This is a genomic window from Mycolicibacterium austroafricanum, assembly GCF_902705885.1.
GTDB classification, from domain to species: Bacteria; Actinomycetota; Actinomycetes; order Mycobacteriales; family Mycobacteriaceae; genus Mycobacterium; species Mycobacterium vanbaalenii_A.
The window spans coordinates 87,392-101,346 of sequence record NZ_CACSIP010000045.1 but is presented as its reverse complement, the minus strand read 5'-3'; the positions used below and the strand labels follow the sequence as shown (position 1 = coordinate 101,346).

The window sequence follows — 13,955 nt, the reverse complement described above, 5'->3', positions numbered from 1 at the left end:
GGTTGTCGACGGTCAGTTGGTGGGTGAGTGGGCTTCGCGGGGCAGGAATCGGGCGACGCAGTACTTGTAGAGGGCTCCGCCGACGACCGCGCCGATCAGCGGACCGAGGATCGGCACCCAGAAGTACAGATTCCCGTATTGATCGCGCCACGCCCCGCCGTAGCCTGTCAGGAACGACATCAACCGCGGGCCGAAATCCCGGGCCGGGTTGATCGCGTATCCGGCATTGGTACCCCACGCCATCCCGATTGCTACCACCAGCAGGCCGACGATGAACGGGGTCAAGTTCGCCATCGGTGCCGAGTTGCGGGCATCGGTGATCGCAATGACCAGCAAGACCAGGATTGCGGTGCCGATGATCTGGTCCCGAAGTGCTCCCAGATCACTGACCGGAAGCGTTCCGTTTCCGGGGAGTGTTGAGAAGACACCCTGGCTCTTGATGGTGTGGCCGGGGTCGAATTTGGCAAGGACCTCGCTGTAGTTCCACCGCACCAATAGGGCACCGACGAACGCTCCTGCCACTTGCGCGGTGGCATAGGGGGCCACCTTGCGCCACGGAAAGCCTTGGAAGAGCGCCAGCGCGAGGGTCACGGCGGGGTTGATGTGCGCACCACTGATCCGTCCCGCGACATAGATTCCCAGCATCACACCTAAGCCCCAGGCCCACGCGATGCTGTCATGATCGCCGATGTTGGCGGCGACGACCTGCGCGACCACGCCCACCCCGAACAGGATCAGGACCATCGTGCCGAAGAACTCGGCCATCATTTCGCCGGCCAGGGAGGGAACTCGGTCTGCCGCGGAGGGCAGGTCGAGGTTCTCCTGTTTCTGGGCTTCCGTTGTCATTTCTGCTCCCCTAGATTCGCTCTGTGTGATCGGAGTGGTGGTAGGCGCGGAATGTGATTGAAATCTCACTGTTGGTGGACGGTAGCGGCCACGTCCACCTCAGCCAACGGCCCGGATTCGGCATGGTCGAACCGGCGGGGTTCGGCAATGCCGAACGGGTGGGGCGAGTCGGATATACGCTGTGCCGGTGCCAGTGCCGGTGCAGTCGGTGGAACGAGCGGCCGCGATCATCCGTGTGCTGGCCGCGGAACCGGAGCCCGTGACACTCGCGCGAGTCGCCGACGCAGTCGGCCTGGCGAAGGGGACAACACACGGCCTGTTGAAGACGTTGTTGGCAGTGGGGTTCGCCGAACAGGAACCCGGTTCCGCCCGATACCGGATCGCGCCCCAGTTATTCCGCCTCGGGACAGCTCGGATCGACCTCAACCTGCTTCGGTCCCGCGCGATCAACTGGACCGACGCACTTGCGGCGCGATCGGGGGAAGCGACCCAGGTGGCGGCGTTCCGCGACGGCCACGTCGTGACGGTTCACCACATCGTTCCGCCGAACGCGACCGAAAAAGCCCTCGGTGGCGGCCCCGAAACACCGCTGCACGCATCCGCCGTGGGCAAGATCCTGCTGGCGCATGATGTTGGGGCATATCGCAGCATCGACAGGATTGTGCTGGACGGCTTGACGTTTCACACGATCACCAATAAGGCCCGGCTGGACATGGAGCTTGCCGGCGTGCGTGACGAAGGCTGGGCCGGTGAGGTCGAAGAATGCGAGCCCGAGATTGCCACCCTCGCTGCCCCCATTCGGGACCAGCACGGATCGGTCGTCGCTGCGGTCGGCGTCGGCGGCCATCGGGACCGGATATGTGACCCGCGCGGCCGACCGCGTCAGGCCCTGATCACATTGGTCGTCCGTACAGGTCGGTCCATCTCACGCGAGCTCGGGCACGGGAGGAGCCAGTGACCGAGTACTACGTCGCCGCGCTCGACCAGGGGACGACCTCAAGCCGGTGCATGGTGTTCGACCGACATGGCCACATGGTTTCCATTTCCCAGCGTGCACACGAGCAGTTCTTTCCCGGGCCGGGTCATGTTGAACACGACGCCGAACAAATCTGGCAGACGATCTGCAAGATCATGCCCGAGGCACTCGCCGAAGCCGGCATCGACGCCCGCCAGATCATCGGGCTGGGAATCACCAATCAGCGCGAAACCACCGTGGTCTGGGACCGCCACACGGGACGGCCAGTGCACCGCGCCATCGTCTGGCAGGACATGCGTACCGCGGACATCATCGCGAAGATTGCCGGAGAATTCGACGCGGCCGAGATCACCGCCCGTACCGGCCTGCCACTGTCAACGTATTTCTCCGGACCACGGATGCGCTGGCTGTTTGACCAGGACCCCAGCCTTCGCCCGAGGGCTCAGCGTGGCGATATCCTCTTCGGCACGGTTGACAGCTGGCTGCTGTGGAACCTCACCGGCGGAGTGGACGGCGGCGTGCACTCCACCGACGTCACCAATGCCAGCCGCACACTGCTGATGAATCTTCAGACACTCGACTGGGACGATGAACTCTTGTCGATTTTTGATGTTCCACGGGCAATGTTGCCGCAGATCAGACCTACTCTGGCCCGGTTCGGCACCACCCGTGAGCCGATCGAGGGCATCGAGGTTACCGCTCTGATCGGCGACCAGCAGGCGGCTCTGTTCGGACAGACTGCCTTCGACGCGGGTGCGGCGAAATGCACCTTCGGAACCGGTAGCTTTCTGCTTCTGAACACCGGTGGCGACGTCGTGTCGTCGAGCCACGGTCTGATCAGCACCGTCGCCTACGCGATCGACGGCGAGCCGCCGGTCTATGCGCTCGAAGGGTCCATCGCGGTGGCGGGTGCTCTCGTCGACTGGTGCCGCACAACCCTGGGTTTCATCGACGCCTCGCCCGAGATCGAGACCGTCGCGAACACGGTCACAGACAACGGCGGCTGCTACATCGTGCCCGCGTTCTCCGGACTTCTCGCGCCGCACTGGGACCACGCGGCACAAGGGATCGTCGTCGGCCTCACCGGGTACACGAGCCGGGGCCACCTGGCCAGGGCGATCCTGGAGGCTGTCGCATTCCAGGTGTGCGACGTCGTCGAGGCGATGGACTCCGACGCGGGGGTGTCCACCCGATCCCTCGCGGTCGACGGTGGGATGACCTCCAACAACCTGCTCATGCGGACGGTGGCGAACCTTCTCGGGGTGCCGGTGATTCGGCCGATGATGACGGAGACGGTGGCGCTCGGCGCTGCCTACGCCGCGGGACTCAGCGCCGGGTACTGGCCGGACAAGGCGGTGTTGCGGCGAAACTGGCAGCGCGCCGCCGAGTGGCTGCCGGAGATGGACGATTCACGTCGCACGGTCGAACTTGCGCGCTGGCGTGACGCTGTGAGCCTGGCATCCGCATGGGGTCGGACTAGACGATGACCGGCATCAAAGTGCAGTCAACCCTGCAACGCCTGGCGTACCGCTGACGCGGTGACCGCGAGGTTCACCTCGGGCAGTGCCGTCGGTGACTCGTCGACCCAACTGCCGCCGGCGATCTCGCCGGCGCGGGCGTGCACCCAGCGCCAGCCACGGTCGTTGAGACTGAGCAACGCGCCGAGACCGTCGACGGCGTGCAGCACGGTGATGATCGCCGCCGTCGACGGGCCGGGCGGGGTGCGATCGAAGAGCGCGGACAGCAACGCCGCCCGCGCGGGACCGACCCGTTCCCGGTCCGTCAGCGGGAATGTGTGGGTGCGGCGCAACCGCCGGGACGGCACGGAGTTTCGCCGGAGCTGCCCGGTGCGCTCCAGATGGTCGACCAGCCGTGGCTGAGAGTCCTTGGCGATTTTCTTGATCGCGGTCACCGGCTTCAGCGGCTTCGTCTGCAGCAGCCGCAACGCGGGTTCGGTGACGGGATCCGGCGCCGTCGTGGCAGCCAACGCCAGCAGCCGCCCCGACGGCGCCGATTCGCCGTCTACCGCCGGGCGGATCTGGGACGCGTGTGCCAGGTCGAGGAGCATCGCCGCCGCCAGGACATGGTCACGACGGGGGCGGTCCAGCCCGGGCTGTGCGCCGGCGTTGTCCACCAACAGCAAGAACAGGTCCTCGGCGATCTGCGCCATGGGCTGGAGAGTAACCCGCTGCCGCGGCCCGCACCGATCAGGAGTGGTAGGGCTCCGCACTGACGAGCGTCACCTTGACGGTGTTGCCGTTGGGCACGGTGTAGGCCCGGGACTCGCCGACCTTCGCGTCGAGCAGCGCGCCGCCCAGCGGTGAGTTGGGGGAGTACACCTCGAGCTTGCCGTCGGTGACGCCCTCCTGGCGGGTGCCGATCAGGAACGTCTCGGTGTCGCTCTCGTCGTCGTCGTAGTAGACCTTGACGACCGAACCCGGCAGCGCCACCCCGGACTGCTTGGGCGCTTCGCCCACCTTGGCGCTGTTGAGGAGTTCCTGCAGCTGACGGATCCGGGCCTCCTGCTGCCCCTGCTCCTCGCGGGCGGCGTGATAGCCGCCGTTCTCCCGCAGGTCGCCCTCTTCGCGGCGGTCGTTGATCTCGGCGGCGATGACCGGGCGGTGGGCGATCAGTTGGTCGAGTTCTGCCTTGAGCCTGTCGAAGGCCTCCTCGGTCAACCAGGTGACCTGGGTGTCGGTCATGTCGTCGCGCTCCTGTCGTTGTTGCTTCCGCGCTTTTCGCGTTGAGAAGTTCTGCTACGGCGCCGGGAGCTGTCGTGTGTGTATTGCCGCCGTCGCGGGCACTCAATCTGCCCACCCAAAATGCAGCAATACACGGCCCCAGCAGGAACCGTGTATCGATCCATGATAGCACCGGGGGGATACCCGGTTTTCATGTTTTCGCTGCTGTGCGTTCGCCGGGCGGCAGATCGTCAGCCGCCCACCAGGTACGGCGGCACATCCGATCCGCAGCCGTACACCTCGCCGACGACGGCCGGCATGCTCGTCTTGACGATGGTCCTGACCTGCACGGTTTCCTCGGTCGACGGCGCGACGAGCACCTCGCGCCTGCCGATCTCGTTGCCGTCATACGACCGGGCGCGCACGATGCACACCACGCGTCGGGACGGATCGTCCCGGGTGACGCTGACCGTGACCTCCACGGTCTCGTCGTCGACGATCCGGTAACCGCCGAGTTCGCCCTTCACATCCCCCGCACCGAACCGGAAGAAGGCCACTGCGGCGATCACCACCCCCGCCACCAGCACCAGCACGGTCAATCCGACGGCGATCCGGCGGCGCGTGCGCCGGGACAGCTGTTGCCGGCCGTAGCGGGCGGCGGGGCGCTCGATCATCTCGTTTTGCATGCCCGTCGGTCAGATGGGTGTACTAGGACTGGAACTATAGAGGCCGCCGGTGTTGTTGGACTCTCGGTGAGTTCGAGCGTCACTGTCCGCGCAGGTGAGCATGTAAGAGAGAACAGGTTGAGCGAACTGCGGTTGATGGCCGTACACGCGCACCCGGACGACGAGTCCAGCAAGGGTGCCGCGGCGATGGCGCGCTACGCCGACGAGGGCGCGCGCGTCATGGTGGTGACTCTGACCGGCGGGGAGCGCGGCGACATCCTCAACCCGGCGATGGACCTGCCCGACGTCCACGGACGGATGTCGGAGATCCGTCGGGACGAGATGGCCAGAGCCGCGGAGATCCTCGGCGTGGAGCACCACTGGCTGGGTTTCGTCGACTCCGGACTGCCGGAGGGTGACCCGCTGCCGCCGCTGCCGGAAGGCTGTTTCGCGCTGGAGCCGCTCGAGGTGCCCGCCGAGGCCCTGGTCCGGGTGATCCGGGAGTTCAAACCGCACGTGATGACCACCTACGACGAGAACGGCGGGTATCCGCACCCGGACCACATCCGGTGCCACCAGGTGTCCGTCGCGGCCTACGAGGCGGCCGCCGACCACCGGCTCTACCCCGACGCCGGCGAGCCGTGGAGCGTGCTGAAGCTGTACTACAACCACGGTTTCCTGCGGCAGCGGATGCAGGTGCTGCAGGACGAATTCGCCAAGCACGGCCAGGAGGGGCCGTTCGCCAAGTGGCTGGAGAAGTGGGATCCCGACGACGACCTGCTCGGCAAGCGGGTGACCACCCGGGTGGACTGCGCGAAGTACTTCGCCCAGCGCGACGACGCGCTGCTGGCGCACGCCACCCAGATCGATCCGAAGAGTTTTTTCTTCACCACGCCGATGGAGTGGCAGCAACGGCTGTGGCCGACAGAGGAGTTCGAGTTGGCTCGATCGCGGGTGCCGGTGCGCCTGCCGGAGACCGACCTGTTCGCCGGAATCGAGGGACGCGAGTGAACGCGACGACGACGCTCGGCCTGAACCTGATGGCCGCCGTGCTGGCGCAGGAGGAGCCGCGGCAGACCGGCCCGGATTTCGGCAAGGCCAGCCCACTGGGCTTCATCATCGTGATCCTGTTGCTGATCGGGGTCTTCGTGCTGGTGTGGTCGATGAACCGGCACCTGCAGCGGGTGCCGAAGTCCTTCGACGAACCTGCGGAGGGCGCCGACCCGGCCGGCGAGCACCCGGCCGACGGCGCCGGGGGTGCCGCTCCCGAGCGGGGAACCGACGACCCGGCCGACGGGACGAAACGTGAGCCCGGCTGAGGTACCCACCTCCAATACGCTCGCGGCGGCGACCAGCCCGTACCTGCGCCAGCACGCCGACAACCCGGTGCGCTGGCAACAGTGGACGCCGGAGGCGCTGGCCCTGGCGGCGCAGCGCGATGTCCCGATCCTGCTGTCGATCGGTTACGCCGCGTGCCACTGGTGTCACGTCATGGCGCACGAGTCGTTCGCCGACGCCGAGGTGGCCGCCGCCGCCAACAAGAACTTCGTCTGCATCAAGGTCGACCGGGAGGAACGGCCCGACCTCGACGCGGTCTACATGAACGCGACGGTCGCGTTGACCGGGCAGGGTGGCTGGCCGATGACCTGCTTCCTGACCCCGGACGGGCGGCCGTTCTTCTGCGGAACCTACTACCCGAAACCGAACTTCCTGCAGTTGCTCGCCGCAGTGTCCGAGACGTGGCGGACGCGGCGCGCCGAAGTGGAGGACACGTCGGACAAGATCGCCGACGAACTGCGGTCGATGTCCTCCGGACTGCCGGGCGGAGGCCCGCCGGTGACGCCGGCGATGTGCGACGACGCGGTGGCGGCGGTGCTCGCCGACGAGGACGTCGCCAACGGCGGATTCGGTGGGGCGCCGAAGTTTCCGCCGTCGGCGCTGTTGGAGGCGTTGCTGCGCAACCACGAACGCACCGGGGCGGCGGCGCCGCTGGCCGCGGTTGTGCGTGCCGGGGAGGCGATGGCCCGCGGTGGCATCTACGACCAGCTCGCCGGCGGATTCGCCCGCTACAGCGTCGATGCGTCGTGGGTGGTGCCGCACTTCGAGAAGATGCTCTACGACAACGCCCAACTGCTGCGCGGCTACGCGCACTGGGCCCGGCGTACCGGGGATGCGCTGGCGTGCAGGACCGCTGACGGCATCGCGCGGTTCCTGATCGATGAACTGCGCAGCGACGCGATGTTCGTGTCCTCCCTGGATGCCGACGCTGCCGGCGAAGAGGGCCTGACCTACGTCTGGACTCCCGGGCAGCTCTGCGAGGTTCTCGGCGCCGACGACGGACGTTGGGCGGCAGAGGTTTTCGGTGTCACCGACGGTGGCACATTCGAACACGGCGCTTCGGTGCTGCAGTTGCGGGCCGATCCCGATGACACCGAGCGGCTGGACAACGTCCGCACCGCCCTGCTGGCGGCGCGTTCCCTGCGGCCACAGCCGGCACGCGACGACAAGGTCGTCACCGCGTGGAACGGGCTGGCGGTGACCGCTCTCGCCGAGGCGGGTGCCGGGCTGGGCCGCAGCGAATACCTCAGCGCGGCAATGGACTGCGCGCGACGCACCGTCGATCTGCACATGGTCGGGGGCCGGTTGCGCCGGTCCAGCCTGGCCGGGGTGGTCGGCGACAGCGCCGCCGTCCTCGAGGACCACGCCGCGCTGGCCACCGGGTTGTTGACGCTGCATCAGGCGACAGGACAGCGGGTTTGGCTGGACGACGCCGTGGTGCTGCTAGACCTGGCTCTCGACCATTTCGCCGATCCGGACGACGAGGGCCGCTGGTACGACGTCGCCGACGATGCCGAGCGGTTGATGCTGCGACCGTCGGATCCGATGGACGGCGCCACCCCGTCGGGGGCGTCGTTGATCGCCGAAGCTCTGCAGCTGGCAGCACATCTGGTGCCGGCAGACCGGGCACCGCGATACGCGCGTGCCGCCGACGCCGCGCTGGCCAGGGCGTCGATCCTGCTCAGCCGGGCGCCGCGCGCCGGTGGCCATTGGCTGGCGGTCGCCGAGGCCGCCGCGCGTGGTCCGATCCAGATCGCGGTCGCCTGCGATCCGGCGGACTCCGAGCTGTTGGCCGCCGCCCGTCGGTTGGCGCCGGGCGGTGCCGTCGTCGTGGGCGGGGCGGCCGATTCCTCGGAGTTGCTGCTCGGCCGACCGCGCGTGGGAGACGCCGATGCGGCGTACGTGTGCCGCGGTCAGGTCTGCGACCTGCCCGTCACCACCGTCGCGGATCTGGCCGCCGCGCTGGGGAGCCCCGTGTAGCCTCGCGGCCATGCCGAGTGCCGAGCACATCACCCAGACCGTCCACCGCTATCTCGAGCTCGTCGGGGAAGGCCGCGCGGACGACGTCGTCGCGCTCTACGCCGATGACGCCACCGTCGAGGATCCCGTCGGTGGCGACGTGCACATCGGCCGGCATGCCATCCGCGGGTTCTACGGCAACATCGAGAACATCAAGAGCCGTGGCGAGATCGTCACGCTGCGTGCACTCGGACACGAGGCCGCGTACTTCTGGCGGCTCGTCGTCGACCTCGGCGAGGGCGGCAAGATGAGCATCGAGATCATCAGCACGATGTCGTTCGACGACGAGGGCAAGATCTCGGCGATGAAGGCCTACTGGGGCCCGGAGAACATCACCCAGCTCTAGCCCCCCGCGGTGATTTCGGCGCACCCGGTCACGGTGTGGGTGACGAAACGCACCCGAGTCACTCAGAAGACGGCGAACCACATCGCGATGTAGTGGCAGGTGGCCGCGACGGCGGTGCAGGCGTGGAAGAACTCGTGGTGACCGAACGTCGTCGGCCACGGGTTCGGCCACTTCAGCGCGTAGAGCACGCCGCCGATGCTGTAGAGCGCACCGCCGACGATCAGCAACACCACCGCGGCGGTGCCCGCGCCGTCGGCGATCGGACCGATGAACCACGCCGCCACCCAGCCGAGCAGGATGTAGAGCGGCACACCGAGCCACCGTGGCGCCGACGGCCACAGCATCTTCAGCGCGACGCCGGCCAGCGCACCGCCCCAGACGATCCAGAACAGCGTCATGCCGCTGTGCTCGGGCAGGGCCAGCAGCGCGAACGGGGTATAGCTGCCCGCGATGAACAGGAAGATCATCGAGTGGTCGGCACGCTTCATCCACTTGCGCGCGGTGGCCGACTTCCAGTCCACCCGGTGGTAGGTGCCACTGACGGCGAACATCGCGACGATGGTCAGCGTGTAGATCAGGGTGGCGATCCCGGCGCGGGTCGATTCCACCGACCAGGACACCGCCACCAACGTGGCGCCGGCGATGACCGCGACGACCGCCGAGTACACGTGGATCCAGCCGCGCGCCCGCGGCTTGCCCAGGAACTGGGCGACACCGTCGGCGACGGCTTCGGGAAAGTCCTCCGCTTCGTGCGGCGCACCCCGGCGGTCGGGCTCGGTGGTATCGACGGGTTCAGTGGACGAGGCCATGTCACCTCCGCTGACTTGCATGGGACATCCGCGCGCCACAGTAGTCTGGACCATCGTGGAACTCATTCCGCGGCGACTCAAGGAGCCGATGTACCGGCTCTACGAGTTGCGTCTGCGCCAGGAGCTGGCGCCGGCACGTTCCGAACTGCCCCGCCACATCGCGGTGCTGTGCGACGGCAACCGGCGCTGGGCCCGCGAGCTGGGGCACGACGACGTCAGCTACGGCTACCGGATGGGCGCCCACAAGATCGCCGAGATGCTGCGCTGGTGCCAGGAGGCCGGCATCGAGATGGCCACGGTGTACCTGCTGTCCACCGAGAATCTGCAGCGTGATGCCGGCGAACTGGCGTCCCTGATCGACATCATCACCGAGGTCGTCGAGGAGATCTGCGCGCCGGCCAACCAGTGGAGCGTGCGCACCGTCGGCGACCTCGAACTCCTCGGGGAGGAGCCGGCACGCCGGTTGCGCGACGCCGTGATGTCCACCGACAAGGCGCCCGCATCGTCGTTTCACGTCAACGTCGCCGTCGGATACGGCGGCCGGCAGGAGATCGTCGACGCCGTGCGGGCGCTGCTGGGCAAGGAACTGGCCAACGGAGCCACCGGCGACCAACTGATCGAGGCCGTCACCGCGGAGGCGATCTCGGAGAACCTGTACACCTCCGGGCAGCCCGACCCCGACCTGGTGATCCGAACCTCGGGGGAGCAGCGGCTGTCGGGCTTTCTGCTCTGGCAGAGCGCGTACTCGGAGATGTGGTTCACCGAGGCGTACTGGCCGGAGTTCCGCCGCGTCGACTTCCTGCGCGCCCTGCGCGACTACAGCGCCAGGCACCGACGCTACGGACGCTGAGGAAGTCAGTCGTGGTCACCCTGTCCGCAACCGTTTTCGCGATGAGCTGGTGGCTGGGTCTGTACCTGTTGAGCCGGAACCCGCGCAAGCTGGTGCTGGTGCTGGCCGCCGTCGGGTTGACGAGCTTCGCCCTCGTCGTCGCGCTGGACGCGGTCCGGTTGGTCAGCGGCTCCGAGGCGCTGGGCCACGTCGAGATCTATCTGGTCGCGGTGCCGGGTATCGCCTGGTTCGCGGTGCTGCTGGAGCTGTCGCGGCCCAGCGAAACCTGGAGCAGCCGCGTGGGCGGCGCCGTGGTGGTGGGCGCGGTGGCCGCGGTCGCCTTCGTCGGTGCGGCGATGGCCGGTGACGTCGGGGGTCCGCTGCGACCGGGGCACTGGGTGATGTTCGGTGCGGTGTCGGTGCCGTCGCTGGCCGCGATGGTCCACGCGGTGATGCGCCGCACCCAGCCGGGGCCGGTGGTCGGGTTCGTCGGGGTGGCCACGTTGTTCTTCGTGCTCGGCAACGCGATCCTGGTGATCCCGCTCGGGCTCGTCCCCAGCTGGCTGGCTCTGGCGTCCATCGGGTTCGACATTGCGCTCCTCGGTGTGGCGGTGGCCATTTCAGACGCGTTCGACGAAGGTCACGCGCTGCGCGACGACATGTTGCGCTCGTTCGTCGGCACGGTGGTGGTGGCCGTGCTCTTCGGCGGTCAGCTGCTGATCGGGCTGGCGGTCACCGGGCAGAACACCACGCTGACCGTGCTGCTGTTCAGCAGCCTGGCGATCGCGATCGCCATCAATGTGCTGGCCGACCCGCTTGCCGGACTGCTGGACCGGCTGGCGTTCTCCCGGTCGCCGTCGCTGCGGGCGGACCGGGCCGCGCTGCGCGGCACCGAGTCGGCGCTGCCGCTGCGGTCGGCCAGCCCTCTGCAGGACATGGACGAGGACACGTTCGTCCGTGTCACCCGCCGCGCCCTCGGGCACTACGGCGATCTGTCGAAGCTGGTCGCCAGCCCGCTGACCGCACTGCCCGCCATCGACGAGCGGTTGGCCGCCCGCGGCGCCCCGGACCAGCCGCTGGAGCGGGCCAACGAACTGCGGGCGCTGCTGGCCGAACGCATCGCCGGCCTCAAGCCCCGCGACGGCGCCGACTTCGGCACCACCGAGCAGTGGCGCCACTACAACTCGCTGTACTTCCCATACGTCGCCGGCGTGCGCGCCTACGCCCAGAACGCGACGGCCGCCGGGCTGGATCCGGTCGCGCGCCAGGCCTGGCACTGGCTGGTGGCCGAGGTGCCGCAGCGTTCTCTGCACAATTGGCAGAACGCGGCGGCGCGGGTGATCGCCACCGACCTGCGCAGCACCCTCGCACCCATCCACTAGCGCCGGAACGGTATTCCCGCAGGCGCCGACTCGGGCTTTCGCTGCTGGAATACCGTTCCGGCGAAAGGGGTGCTGACCTGCGGGTGGCAGTACTTGGCAGCAGTCGGTGTCGAGATGGCAGTGCGTGCTGAGCACCGTGGGTGTCATGACCGCCTTCACCACCGGCACCGTCGCTCCGAGAGCGGCCACGACCGGTTCGGAAACCCAACTACTGCGCTTCGCGTTGCGCGCCGACGCCACACTGTGCGCCGGTGTCGGGCTGTTCATCGCGATGGCAGCCGACCCACTGTCCCGGCTGTCGGGGTTGTCGCCGACCACCGAATGGGCTGTCGGCGCCACGCTGGTCGGCTACGGCGCGCTGCTCTACCTGTGCGCCCGGGTCACCGACGTCCGCGTCGTCGGCGTCGGGGTCCTCGTCGGCAACGTCGTGTTCGCCGTCGCAGTCTCGGTTGTGCTGCTGGCCGGTTGGCTGCCACTGACGGCGTTCGGCGTGGCCGCGACGGTGGCGTTCACCGTCGTCACGCTCGGCTTCGCCGCCCTGCAGTACCTCGGGGTGCGCCGCCTGGCGTGACCCCCACATGACTGGTCCGGAGTCGGTGCCGTGCCCGCAGAACGTTGCGGGCAGAGGTAGCGGCGCCGGCTCCGGCACCGGTCGTTTCGAGTAATTCCGTAGTGATCCCCAAATTGAGAAAGGAAGCATTATGACCACCACGCTCTCTGCCCGCCTGAACGAGTCGACCGACTCGCTGTTGCGCTTCGCGATGCGCGCCGACGCCCTCCTCAGCGGGCTGACCGGCATCGCCCTGCTGATCTTCGCCCGTCAAGTCGCCGAGGTCTCCGGAACCACCCCTGGCATCGAGTACGCGACCGGCGGGTTCTTCGTCGTCTTCGGGCTGGTCGTCCTGATGCTGGCGGCGCGGCCGGCCATCCGCACCTCGGGTCTGGTGCTGGCCATCGGGAACCTGCTGTTCAGCATCGCCACCGTGGTCGTGGTGCTCGCCGGGGTGTGGCCGTTGACCACGACCGGTGTGGTGCTTGTCCTCGGCACCGGTGTGTACACACTGGTGATGGCCGAGTTGCAGTATCAGGGCGTGCGCCGAATCAAGGAGTGATCCGCTCGGTGTCTAGAGCTTGCGCAGCCGCAACCGGTTGATCGAATGGTCGGCGTCCTTGCGCAGCACCAATGTGGCCCGCGGCCTGGTCGGCAGGATGTTGGTGATCAGGTTGGGTCGGTTGATCGAGTGCCAGATGTCGCGGGCGGCGATGACGGCCTGCTCATCGCTGAGCGTCGAATAGTGGTGGAAGTGCGAGGCCGGGTCGGCGAACGCCCCGGCCCGCATCGACAGGAACCGCGAGACGTACCACTGCTCGATGTCCTCGATGCGGGCGTCGACGTAGACGGAGAAGTCGAACAGGTCCGACACCATCAGGGCGGGCCCGGTCTGCAGTACGTTGAGCCCCTCGAGGATCAGGATGTCCGGGTGCTCGATGATCTGCTTCTCGCCGCGCACGATGTCATACAGCAGGTGTGAGTACACCGGCGCGCACACCGTGTCGGAGCCCGACTTCACCGCTGTGACGAACCGCATCAGCGCCCGCCGGTCGTAACTCTCGGGAAAACCCTTGCGGTGCATGAGGTTGCGCCGGGTCAACTCGGCGTTGGGATAGAGGAACCCGTCGGTGGTGACCAGGTCGACGCGCGGGTGGTGCTCCCAGCGGGCCAGAAGCGCCTGCAGCACGCGGGCGGTGGTCGACTTGCCCACGGCCACGCTGCCGGCCACCCCGATGATGAACGGCACCGGTCGGTCGGGGTTCTGTTGTGGCTCACCGAGGAATTCGGCCGTCGTCGCGAACAGCGCCTGCCGGGCGGCGACCTGCAAGTGGATCAGCCGGGCCAGCGGCAGGTAGACCTCTTCGACCTCGAGCAGGTCGATCTTCTCGCCGAGGCCCCGCAACCTCACCAGCTCGTCCTCGGTCAGTTTCAGCGGCGTCGACATACGAAGTGCACGCCATTGAGTTCGGTCGAACTCCACATAGGGGCTGGGTTCGCTCAGCCGCGCCATG

At 67.9% G+C, this 13,955-nt stretch carries 16 protein-coding genes; 10 read left to right on the top strand and 6 right to left on the bottom strand.

The window, feature by feature from the left end:
* Positions 1-12: 12 nt before the first annotated feature.
* Positions 13-768 (bottom strand): MIP/aquaporin family protein, encoded by a 756-nt coding sequence (locus BEMPMBAN_RS25465; RefSeq protein ID WP_234897709.1) that lies wholly within the window; start codon positions 766-768, stop codon positions 13-15.
* A 265-nt stretch (positions 769-1,033) separates the two neighbouring features.
* On the opposite strand from BEMPMBAN_RS25465, the gene BEMPMBAN_RS25460 reads away from it, so the two are divergent.
* Complete coding sequence (locus tag BEMPMBAN_RS25460; RefSeq protein WP_159234249.1) at positions 1,034-1,804, top strand: IclR family transcriptional regulator; 771 nt, start codon at positions 1,034-1,036, stop codon at positions 1,802-1,804.
* Positions 1,801-3,309, top strand: a complete 1,509-nt coding sequence (gene glpK / locus BEMPMBAN_RS25455) for a glycerol kinase GlpK (protein WP_159234247.1) — start codon at positions 1,801-1,803, stop codon at positions 3,307-3,309. Before BEMPMBAN_RS25460 ends, glpK begins: the two co-directional genes overlap by 4 nt.
* A gap of 17 nt (positions 3,310-3,326) precedes the next feature.
* Here the strand turns inward: glpK and BEMPMBAN_RS25450 are convergent, their stop codons facing one another.
* The 3 genes from BEMPMBAN_RS25450 to BEMPMBAN_RS25440 all read right to left on the bottom strand — a co-directional run bounded on the left by BEMPMBAN_RS25450 (position 3,327) and on the right by BEMPMBAN_RS25440 (position 5,177).
* Positions 3,327-3,992: a GOLPH3/VPS74 family protein gene (locus BEMPMBAN_RS25450; RefSeq protein ID WP_159234245.1), complete on the bottom strand. Its 666-nt coding sequence runs from the start codon at positions 3,990-3,992 to the stop codon at positions 3,327-3,329.
* Positions 3,993-4,029: 37 nt separating this feature from the next.
* Complete coding sequence (gene greA, locus BEMPMBAN_RS25445; RefSeq protein WP_159234243.1) at positions 4,030-4,524, bottom strand: transcription elongation factor GreA; 495 nt, start codon at positions 4,522-4,524, stop codon at positions 4,030-4,032.
* Positions 4,525-4,754: 230 nt separating this feature from the next.
* Positions 4,755-5,177 carry a DUF4307 domain-containing protein gene (locus tag BEMPMBAN_RS25440; protein ID WP_200846116.1) on the bottom strand — a complete coding sequence of 141 codons (423 nt, stop codon included), beginning with the start codon at positions 5,175-5,177 and terminating at the stop codon, positions 4,755-4,757.
* Positions 5,178-5,306: 129 nt separating this feature from the next.
* Between BEMPMBAN_RS25440 and mca the strand changes: the two genes are divergently transcribed.
* From mca to BEMPMBAN_RS25420, 4 genes are read left to right on the top strand one after another with little or no spacing between them, the layout of a single operon-like run.
* Complete coding sequence (gene mca, locus BEMPMBAN_RS25435) at positions 5,307-6,179, top strand: mycothiol conjugate amidase Mca (RefSeq protein WP_159234238.1); 873 nt, start codon at positions 5,307-5,309, stop codon at positions 6,177-6,179.
* A complete protein-coding gene (locus tag BEMPMBAN_RS25430) occupies positions 6,176-6,487 on the top strand; it encodes a hypothetical protein (protein WP_337761924.1) in 312 nt (103 codons plus the stop codon). The genes mca and BEMPMBAN_RS25430 overlap by 4 nt, the downstream gene beginning before the upstream one ends.
* Entirely contained in the window at positions 6,474-8,486 is a 2,013-nt protein-coding gene (locus BEMPMBAN_RS25425; RefSeq protein WP_159234236.1) for a thioredoxin domain-containing protein, read from the top strand. The genes BEMPMBAN_RS25430 and BEMPMBAN_RS25425 overlap by 14 nt, the downstream gene beginning before the upstream one ends.
* A gap of 10 nt (positions 8,487-8,496) precedes the next feature.
* Positions 8,497-8,871 carry a nuclear transport factor 2 family protein gene (locus BEMPMBAN_RS25420; protein ID WP_159234234.1) on the top strand — a complete coding sequence of 125 codons (375 nt, stop codon included), beginning with the start codon at positions 8,497-8,499 and terminating at the stop codon, positions 8,869-8,871.
* Between the two features lie 62 nt (positions 8,872-8,933).
* Here BEMPMBAN_RS25420 and trhA read toward each other — a convergent pair whose 3' ends face one another.
* Positions 8,934-9,680, bottom strand: a complete 747-nt coding sequence (trhA, locus tag BEMPMBAN_RS25415; RefSeq protein WP_159234232.1) for a PAQR family membrane homeostasis protein TrhA — start codon at positions 9,678-9,680, stop codon at positions 8,934-8,936.
* 55 nt (positions 9,681-9,735) lie between these two features.
* On the opposite strand from trhA, the gene BEMPMBAN_RS25410 reads away from it, so the two are divergent.
* The 4 genes from BEMPMBAN_RS25410 (at position 9,736) to BEMPMBAN_RS25395 (ending at position 13,003) form a co-directional block, all read left to right on the top strand.
* Positions 9,736-10,530 (top strand): (2Z,6E)-farnesyl diphosphate synthase, encoded by a 795-nt coding sequence (locus tag BEMPMBAN_RS25410; protein ID WP_159234230.1) that lies wholly within the window; start codon positions 9,736-9,738, stop codon positions 10,528-10,530.
* 11 nt (positions 10,531-10,541) lie between these two features.
* Positions 10,542-11,891, top strand: coding sequence for a L,D-transpeptidase family protein (locus BEMPMBAN_RS25405; RefSeq protein WP_159234228.1), 1,350 nt, complete (start codon positions 10,542-10,544; stop codon positions 11,889-11,891).
* Between the two features lie 145 nt (positions 11,892-12,036).
* Positions 12,037-12,462, top strand: a complete 426-nt coding sequence (locus BEMPMBAN_RS25400; RefSeq protein ID WP_234897697.1) for a hypothetical protein — start codon at positions 12,037-12,039, stop codon at positions 12,460-12,462.
* A 130-nt stretch (positions 12,463-12,592) separates the two neighbouring features.
* A complete protein-coding gene (locus tag BEMPMBAN_RS25395) occupies positions 12,593-13,003 on the top strand; it encodes a hypothetical protein (RefSeq protein WP_159234226.1) in 411 nt (136 codons plus the stop codon).
* 12 nt (positions 13,004-13,015) lie between these two features.
* Here BEMPMBAN_RS25395 and coaA read toward each other — a convergent pair whose 3' ends face one another.
* Positions 13,016-13,954, bottom strand: coding sequence for a type I pantothenate kinase (coaA, locus tag BEMPMBAN_RS25390; protein ID WP_159234224.1), 939 nt, complete (start codon positions 13,952-13,954; stop codon positions 13,016-13,018).
* Between the last annotated feature and the right edge of the window lies 1 nt (position 13,955).

Excerpts from the sequence above, each read along its gene's own strand:
- BEMPMBAN_RS25465 (WP_234897709.1), bottom strand. The coding sequence starts at position 768 with ATGATGGCCGAGTTCTTCGGCACGATGGTCCTGATCCTGTTCGGGGTG.
- BEMPMBAN_RS25450 (WP_159234245.1), bottom strand. The coding sequence starts at position 3,992 with ATGGCGCAGATCGCCGAGGACCTGTTCTTGCTGTTGGTGGACAACGCC.
- greA (WP_159234243.1), bottom strand. The coding sequence starts at position 4,524 with ATGACCGACACCCAGGTCACCTGGTTGACCGAGGAGGCCTTCGACAGG.
- BEMPMBAN_RS25440 (WP_200846116.1), bottom strand. The coding sequence starts at position 5,177 with ATGATCGAGCGCCCCGCCGCCCGCTACGGCCGGCAACAGCTGTCCCGG.
- BEMPMBAN_RS25420 (WP_159234234.1), top strand. The coding sequence starts at position 8,497 with ATGCCGAGTGCCGAGCACATCACCCAGACCGTCCACCGCTATCTCGAG.
- trhA (WP_159234232.1), bottom strand. The coding sequence starts at position 9,680 with ATGGCCTCGTCCACTGAACCCGTCGATACCACCGAGCCCGACCGCCGG.
- BEMPMBAN_RS25400 (WP_234897697.1), top strand. The coding sequence starts at position 12,037 with ATGACCGCCTTCACCACCGGCACCGTCGCTCCGAGAGCGGCCACGACC.
- BEMPMBAN_RS25395 (WP_159234226.1), top strand. The coding sequence starts at position 12,593 with ATGACCACCACGCTCTCTGCCCGCCTGAACGAGTCGACCGACTCGCTG.
- coaA (WP_159234224.1), bottom strand. The coding sequence starts at position 13,954 with ATGGCGCGGCTGAGCGAACCCAGCCCCTATGTGGAGTTCGACCGAACT.